This is a genomic window from uncultured Ruminobacter sp. (genome assembly GCA_902764345.1).
In the GTDB taxonomy this organism is placed as follows: Bacteria; Pseudomonadota; Gammaproteobacteria; order Enterobacterales; family Succinivibrionaceae; genus Ruminobacter.
Genome location: CACWVT010000082.1, coordinates 1 through 5131 on the forward strand (window position 1 = coordinate 1; position 5131 = coordinate 5131).

At 46.4% G+C, this 5131-nt stretch carries 4 protein-coding genes and 1 tRNA gene; all 5 read right to left on the reverse strand.

The features are described 5' to 3' along the window. Nucleotides 1–635: 635 nt before the first annotated feature. The 5 genes from QZU58_RS09770 to QZU58_RS09790 all read right to left on the reverse strand — a co-directional run bounded on the left by QZU58_RS09770 (nt 636) and on the right by QZU58_RS09790 (nt 5129). On the reverse strand, nt 636–1511 hold the full coding sequence (locus QZU58_RS09770; RefSeq protein WP_294496376.1) for a CBS domain-containing protein: 876 nt from the start codon (nt 1509–1511) through the stop codon (nt 636–638). 204 nt (nt 1512–1715) lie between these two features. Beyond that, nucleotides 1716–2396 carry an rRNA maturation RNase YbeY gene (gene ybeY, locus QZU58_RS09775; protein WP_363174839.1) on the reverse strand — a complete coding sequence of 227 codons (681 nt, stop codon included), beginning with the start codon at nt 2394–2396 and terminating at the stop codon, nt 1716–1718. 22 nt (nt 2397–2418) lie between these two features. Beyond that, entirely contained in the window at nt 2419–3504 is a 1086-nt protein-coding gene (locus QZU58_RS09780; protein ID WP_294496378.1) for a PhoH family protein, read from the reverse strand. Nucleotides 3505–3514: 10 nt separating this feature from the next. Further along, nucleotides 3515–4840 (reverse strand): tRNA (N6-isopentenyl adenosine(37)-C2)-methylthiotransferase MiaB, encoded by a 1326-nt coding sequence (miaB, locus tag QZU58_RS09785; RefSeq protein WP_294463409.1) that lies wholly within the window; start codon nt 4838–4840, stop codon nt 3515–3517. 214 nt (nt 4841–5054) lie between these two features. Further along, nucleotides 5055–5129 (reverse strand) — tRNA-Gln (locus QZU58_RS09790). Nucleotides 5130–5131: the final 2 nt, after the last annotated feature.

The following is a 5131-nucleotide window of genomic DNA, read 5'->3' on the forward strand; positions in this document are numbered from 1 at the left end:
AGGCTTCAATAAATCTGTTAAATTTGATTAAAAAAAGCGGTGTAGCTAACGCCGTCAGGAGTCCGGAGCTGAGATCAATACTGGCTGACTTAAATAAGAGTCAGCTGGCAAATCTGGCGATGAAGGCTTAATTTGGTAAAAAATTTATTTTATAGGTTTTTATAGATCCAAAATAGCGGATAACATTGTCAGGTTTTTCCGATTTAACCGGTACTGTTGTGTTTAAACTTCAAAAAGAAAACAATATCTGCTATCTCGAGGTAAAGTCGGTAACTCAAACCGGTAAAGAACAGATAACTGAAATTAATGACGAATCCTGTTCTGTCGAAATATATGACGAGGTTAAGTTTATATACAAGTCAGATAATCCGCAACACGGATATCTTGCAGAACTGTCGCCAAGTCAAATCAAAGCCATTAAGAGACCAGTGTTTTGGGTAATATTCCTACTGTTGCAGGTTTTCTTTCTGAACAAGATATACAAAATAGAGAATTACAAATAAATAACGGATCGTAAATGTGTTAGAGAAAAATATCATGATCCGATTGAATTAAATTCACGATCCCCAAAAAAACGTGATTCCCTCGAAAAGGAAAGTCACGTTTGTTTACTGAATCATTACCGTTTCTGTGCGTTACTCATCTTCCTCCTTTGGAAGAATAGTTAGCTGCAGCAGACTGGTTGAATGCTTTACGGTTGACAGAATTTTGAATTCGAGATTATCGATGCGGGTGGTTTCGCCCTTTACCGGCAGATGACCGATGGCATGCATTACCATGCCGCCGATTGTGTCATACTCGTCGTCAGTGTACTCAGTCCCGAATTTTGCGTTGAAGTCCTCGATGGAAGTCAGACTTGCAATGTGGTAGGTGTTTTCGTTAACCTGAATGATCTGTTCCTGTGAATCGTCATCATTGTCATATTCATCCTCAATTTCACCTACAATGAGTTCAAGAATGTCTTCAATGGTTACAAGACCTGATACGCCGCCGTACTCATCGACTACAATTGCCATGTGGTAACGGCACTGCTGGAATTCCTTGAGCAGACGGTCAACGTGCTTGCTTTCCGGAACAACCACCGCAGGGCGGATAATGTCCTTGAGCTTTGCGCCGGTGTCCTTATTGACGATAAACTTCAGCAGATCCTTTGCAAGAAGAATGCCTTCGATGTGATCCTTGTCCTCGTGAATGACCGGGTATCTTGAGTGACCGGAATTGATGATTTCAGCTGCGGCCCTATCAATGGAATATTCTGCACTGATGGTTACCATCTGGGACCGGGGAATCATGATGTCCCTGACGCGGAGCTCGGAGATTTCAAATACGCCCTTGAGCATATCCTCCGTATCTTCATCAATGATTTCGCGTTCTCCGGCATCAGTGATGATTTCTGCCAGATCTTCCTTGTCAGCAGGATCACCCTTGATGATGTGTCCTATGCGGTTGATCCAGTTTTCTGGTTTGTGATGACTGTTTTTCGAATGCGGATAGCTATCGTCGCTACTCATATAAGCAAATATCGGTTAAACCGCTCCCTGTATAGTTAAATAAAAGTCAGACAGCATTATATAACAGCCCCGATACTCTTATGATTACTTTTTTCAAAAGTTTTGACTGAAGGTGTATATTTCCTGAAGCCTGCTGCCACGTTTTGAAGTTTCGGGGGCCGGCCTGTCATGATCGGGGCGGAGAATCCGCCCCGAATGGAGGAATCAGTATTCGTCGTCTCTGTATGGATCATCAAAACCCAGAGATGTCATGATTTCCGTTTCATGACCTTCCATTTCCTCTGCTTCCTCGTCGTCAATGTGGTCAAAGCCGAGAAGATGCAGGCAGCCGTGAACAATCATGTGGGCCCAGTGGGCTTCCAGCGGTTTGTTCTGTTCCCTGGCCTCGCGTTCCACGACATCCCTGCAGATGACGAGATCACCGATGTACAGACCGTCAAAAGGATTCTGTCCGTCATCTTCATCCTCAGAGAGCTCCTCTGCGCCTTCAAGCTCGTTTCTGTCGATTTCGGCGGTATATTCTTCTGCTTCGGATTCGTTTACGGATTCCGCATCTTCAGCATCGGCATCATCGTATTCTTCTTCGTCTGCATCCTCATCATCGTAGAAGAACACGTCATCGTCCTCGGTTGCCGGGAATGAAAGTACGTTGGTAGGGCGATCCTTGCCGCGGTATTCGAGGTTAAGCTCGTGGCTTTCCTCTGGTTCAACGATGCGGATGGTTATTTCGGCTTCCGGTCTGAATCCCGTTATTGCCGCCGTGGCATACTTTAGCATGTTTTCAATTGAGGGAAGGCCGGTGCGATCCTTCACGGCATACTGCAGATCTATTGCTACAGGGCCTTCAATGTATTCTTCGTCATTACTGTTGATTTCGTCTGACATGGCTTACTACTCCGTAATCAGGTTATTTGTCACTGCTTTCGTTCTTATGCCCGGCGTCAGATGAAGTGTCCTTTCCGGTTTTCTGCATAAGGTCATATTTTTCATAGGCTCTTACTATCTTGGCGACAATCGGATGTCTTACCACGTCGTTTGAGGTGAAGAAGTTGAAGCTGATTTCATCAACACCGCTTAAAACCTCAATGGCATGCTTGAGCCCTGATTTGACGTTGCGAGGAAGGTCAATCTGGGTGATGTCGCCGGTAATTACAGCCCTGGAGTTGAAGCCGATGCGGGTCAGGAACATCTTCATCTGTTCGATGGTGGTGTTCTGGCTTTCGTCCAGAATTATGAAAGAGTCATTGAGGGTGCGGCCTCTCATGTAGGCAAGAGGTGCAACTTCAATGATCTGATGTTCCATGAGTTTTTCCACCTTTTCAAAACCGAGCATTTCAAAAAGAGCATCGTAAAGAGGTCGCAGATACGGATCTACCTTCTGATTCAGATCGCCGGGTAGAAAGCCTAGCTTTTCTCCTGCTTCCACTGCTGGTCTTGTCAGCAGAATACGTCTTACTTCCTGCTTCTCCAGTGCGTCGACGGCTGCCGCTACCGCAAGGTAGGTCTTGCCCGTGCCTGCAGGGCCGATACCGAAGCTGATATCATGGGAGAGAATGTTGGAGATGTAGTCTGTCTGGTTGCCGGAACGCGGCTTCACGATGCCGCGCTTTGTTTTGATGGTGACTGCTTTCTGGTAGAGTTCGTTGAGTTCCTCGGAGATGGCGGTCTGGTTTTCCTCGCTGTCACTGTCCAGTATTCCGGTTTCGGAAATTGCCAGATGAATCTCGTCGGGAGTCAGATCGTGTACCTTTTTCCCTTTGAGAGGAGCTGTTTCAATGTAAAGATCGTTGATGAGCTTCAGTGCGGCACCGGCTCTTGTTTCGGTGCCGGTTATGCTGAAATTCTCATTCTTGTAGCTTATCTGAACACCGAGACGGCGTTCGATGTGCTTCAGGTTGTCGTCAAGCGGTCCGCACAGACTTGCAAGACGATCCCTGTTTACCGGTTCAAGAACGGTTTTCAGGGTAATCATGTTGTTTGATGGGGTTCTCATGCTCTGCCTGCTATTCTTCAATTAGTTCACCGCGAAGGGTGTGAGTGAGCACGTCAGTAATTCTGACATGTACGAAACTGCCGATAAGCTCCGGACTTCCTTTGAAGTTTACCGTACGGTTGTTATCGGTTCTGCCGCTCAGCTCTTCACTGTCGCGGACAGACAGTCCGTCAACCAGTACTTTCTGAACGGTTCCGAGCATTTCACGGCTGTACTGCTGTGCCTGATTGTTTATGGCGGCCTGAAGACGGTACAGTCTTTCCTTCTTTGTCATCAGAGGAGTTTTGTCTTCCATGAGTGCCGCAGGGGTGTTTGGTCTTGGGGAATAAATGAAGCTGAAGCTCTGGTCAAACTTTATGGTCTGAATCAGATCCATTGTCTGTTCAAAGTCTTCGTCCGTTTCTCCCGGAAAACCAACGATAAAGTCCGTACTGATGTAAATGTCCGGTCTTACGGCTCTCAGGCGGGTAACCACGTCAATGTATCTGTTTCTGTCGTACTTGCGGTTCATGGCCTTCAGAATTCTGTCGGAACCGTTCTGTACAGGCAGGTGAATGGCGTTGGCTATCTGCGGCAGATCCGCAAACGCCTGAATTATCTCATCAGTGAAGTCGTGAGGGTTTGAGGTGGTGAATCTGATTCTTTCCACTCCGTCAATTCCGGCAACATGATACAGCAGTTCGGCAAAGGTTACCTGATTACCGTCCTCGTCGTGACCGTTATATGAGTTTACGTTCTGTCCGATGAGATTGATTTCCTTTACGCCCTGAGCGGTAAGAACCCTGATTTCGTCAAGGATATCCTTCAGTTCACGGCTGAATTCCGCACCTCTTGTATATGGAACCACGCAGTAGCTGCAGAAGTTTGAGCATCCTTCCATGATGGTGACGAATGCTGTGGCATGACCTCTGGATTTAGGGCTTGGCAGAAAGTCAAACTTCTCAACTTCGGGGAAGCTGACATCAACCAGTCTTTCTCCGGTCTGAACAACCTTTGAGATCATGTCGGGAACGCGATGAATGGTCTGCGGTCCGAATACCACACTTACCATTGGGGCGCGCTTAAGCACAGCTTCACCTTCCTGTGAGGCCACGCAGCCGCCTACGCAGACTACGGCTCCTTCCTTGTACTGCTTTTTGTGCTGCCAGCTGAACAGCTGGTTGAACACTTTTTCCTGAGCCTTTTCACGGATGGCACAGGTGACAAGGATTACGGCGTCTGCATCAGTGATGTCTTCAGTCTGTTCGTATCCTGTGTTAATCATTAGGTCAATGAGGCGTGATGAATCGTATTCATTCATCTGGCATCCCCATGTCTGGATAAAAAATTTATTCATGTCTTTTCGGATATTAAAGAGTATTCTGTAAATAAGGCCTTAAATAATCTGTTATGCGGGAAAAATTCCCGCTGTTATTCTGAGGGCGTATTCTACCATATTTATCCGTAAATCAATAATATATCAGTTTACTAGGAATTAAATTAAAAACCGAAAGGATACAAAAACAGATAAATGGTTCTGAGACTCTGAAATTTAAAGGGAACTGAGAGAATGGCTGGGGTACAAGGATTCGAACCTTGGGATGGCGGAATCAGAATCCGCTGCCTTACCACTTGGCGATACCCCAAC